Origin of the sequence: Bacillus cereus group sp. BfR-BA-01356 (genome assembly GCF_022663635.1) — a bacterium.
Classification (GTDB): Bacteria; Bacillota; Bacilli; order Bacillales; family Bacillaceae_G; genus Bacillus_A; species Bacillus_A cereus.
The window spans coordinates 1-2,886 of record NZ_JAKUFX010000234.1 but is presented as its reverse complement, the minus strand read 5'-3'; the positions used below and the strand labels follow the sequence as shown (position 1 = coordinate 2,886).

The following is a 2,886-nucleotide window of genomic DNA, read 5'->3' as shown; positions in this document are numbered from 1 at the left end:
AGGCTTCTAACCGCAAGGACTGCGGGGATAGCCTAATCAATTAGAGTTCGATAGAACTCTTTACTTAGGAATCCCTCACTTCTAAACGAAGTGAAAGTGGGGGTAGTTCAAAGATCTTGTATTTCTTTTTTAGTGAATAGCTTTTTAGTCATTTTAAAATTTCTCCGGTTCTAAATTTTCTTTCTATAATACAAGAAATACCCTATCGAATAGATTTTTTTACGGTCTATTTAATAGGGTACATTTTATACAGATATTTACTTTTATAATAAGTGTGCAAGTTTTGTAATAGTGCTCTATTTATTCTAATTGGAGTATTTAAGCTAGATACTCCTATATGGATATGTAATTTTACATATCCATATAAAAGACAGATATGTATTAATCACTATTAAATTATATTGATATCATTTTTAGGTGAGGGATTCATTTAGATATAAAGGAATTAATGGATTTTTATGTTTAATTATCATAGTATAATTATTTCACTTTATGAAATGAAATTTGGATTTAACTTTTTTTAAATATAATATTATATAATTTGAATGAAAAAATATCTGAAAAATCAAATTTAATCAAAGCGATTTTCTGGTTTACTTATGAAAAACATAGTGTTTAAAATGAGGGGGAAGTAAGCTCCTTATATTCTATCAAAAATAAATAAAAAAAAGAGATGTAATTACTTTTTTGAAAAAATCTCTATCTTCAAGTATGTGTGAAGAAATCCTAACGTTAGGTTGTACAACATTTACGATCAAAACTTGTAAAAAACAATAGTGAAGAGGTGTACGGAATGAAGAATAAAATTATGACAGGATTTTTAATAACATCAATCGTTACTGGAGCGACTATTCCTATCAATACTCTCGCAACGCCAATCGTTCAGGCAGAAACAAAACAAGAAAATATAGATATTTCCTCAGCATTACGAAAAATAGGTGCACACTCCAAATTAACACAAACCTTTATCGATGGAGCCTTATCAAGTCCGAATGTACAACTTGAAGAAGTTCCATCTTTAAATACAACTCAATTTCTAATTAAACAAGATATGAAAGAGTGGTCATCCGAACTTTATCCTAAATTAATTCTATTAAATTCAAAAAGTAAAGGATTTGTAACTAAATTTAATAGTTATTATCCAACATTAAAAGGATTTGTAGATAATAAGGAAGATAAAGAAGGGTTTACAGATAGACTGGAAGTCCTTCAAGACATGACCATCACAAACCAAGAAAGTGTGCAACGTCAAATTAATGAGTTAACAGATCTAAAACTACAGGTAGATAAGAAGTTGAAAAATCTTGATACTGATGTGGCAAAAACACAGAGTGTCCTTAATTCAGAGGGAACAGGAAAAATAGATAAGTTAAAAAATGAAATGCTAGATACAAAAAAATCAATTCAAAATGATTTACAGCAAATAGCGTTATTACCAGGAGCTTTAAATGAACAAGGACTAAAGGTATTCCAAGAAATTTATAGTCTATCAAAAGATATCATTGAACCGGCTGCTCAAACAGCAGTAGTAGCGTATAACAAAGGAAAAGAAATAAACAATGCTATTGTAGACGCAGAGAATAAAGCAGAGCAAGAAGCAAAAGAAAAAGGAAAATCAGCTATAGAAATTGAGGCTGCCAAAAAAGAAGCACGTGAAGCGATAGAGAAAAGTAAAAAAGGTGAAATCGCTGCAGCTGCAGTTACAAAAACGAAAGAGTATGATCTTATGAAAGTAATTGATCCTGAAAAAATTAAAAAAACATATAATACTTTTGCTGAAATTAATAAACTAACAGCAGAGCAACGTGCATATTTAAATGATTTAGAGAAACAAAATCAGAAATTATATGACTTAACGACTAAATTAACAGTAGCAGATTTACAAAAATCAATGATTCTTTTCATGCAAAATGATTTGCATACATTTGCTAACCAAGTAGATGGAGAAATTGAGCTAATGAAACGTTACAAAGAGGATTTGGATCTAATAAATAATAGTATTACAAAATTATCGACTGAAGTTGATACCAATAACACCCAGTCTCAAAAAGATACATTAAGACGATTAAAAAGTGTAACAACTCAACTCGAAGAACAAGTTTATAAATTTTAATATTAAGAAATTAGGTTTAATAAAAATATTATAACGCAACTGAAAATAAGGAGGAGAATCAAATGATGAAATTTCCATTTAAGGTTATAACTTTAGCCACTTTAGCAACGGTTATAACTGCTACGAATGGTAGTACTATTCATGCACTTGCACAAGAACAGACAGCTCAAGAACATAAAATAGAAAATTATGCGTTAGGACCTGAAGGGTTAAAGAAAGCGTTGGCTGCAACTGGCTCTCATATTCTTGTAATGGATTTGTACGCAAAAACTATGATTAAGCAACCGAATGTAAATTTATCCAACATTGATTTAGGTTCAGGAGGAGGAGAATTAATCAAAAATATCCACCTGAATCAGGAACTGTCACGAATCAATGCAAATTACTGGTTAGATACAGCGAAGCCAAACATTCAAAAAACAGCTCGTAATATTGTAAATTATGATGAGCAATTCCAAAATTATTACGACACATTAGTAGATACTGTAAAAAAGAAAGATAAGATGAGCCTTAAAGAAGGAATAGGGGATTTAATCGATACAATTCATACAAATTCAAATGAAGTTACTGACGTCATTAAGATGTTAGAGGCTTTCAAAACAAAGTTGTATACAAATACTGTAGATTTTAAAAATAATGTTGGTGGTCCAGATGGACAGGGAGGATTGACGGCTATATTAGCGGGAAAACAAGCACTAGTCCCACAACTTCAGGCCGAAATTGAGAATTTACGTTCTACACAGAAATCACATTTTGATAATGTATTAGCCTGG

The 2,886-nt window shown here is 30.5% G+C and carries 2 protein-coding genes; both read left to right on the top strand.

Features of this window, described 5'->3' with window-relative positions; all coding sequences use genetic code 11:
* The first annotated feature begins 793 nt into the window (after positions 1-793).
* Complete coding sequence (hblC, locus tag MR168_RS32530; RefSeq protein ID WP_000790998.1) at positions 794-2,113, top strand: hemolysin BL lytic component L2; 1,320 nt, start codon at positions 794-796, stop codon at positions 2,111-2,113.
* Positions 2,114-2,175: 62 nt separating this feature from the next.
* Positions 2,176-2,886: ClyA family alpha-helical pore-forming toxin (locus tag MR168_RS32525; RefSeq protein WP_242291753.1), on the top strand; the 711-nt coding region annotated here is incomplete at its 3' end.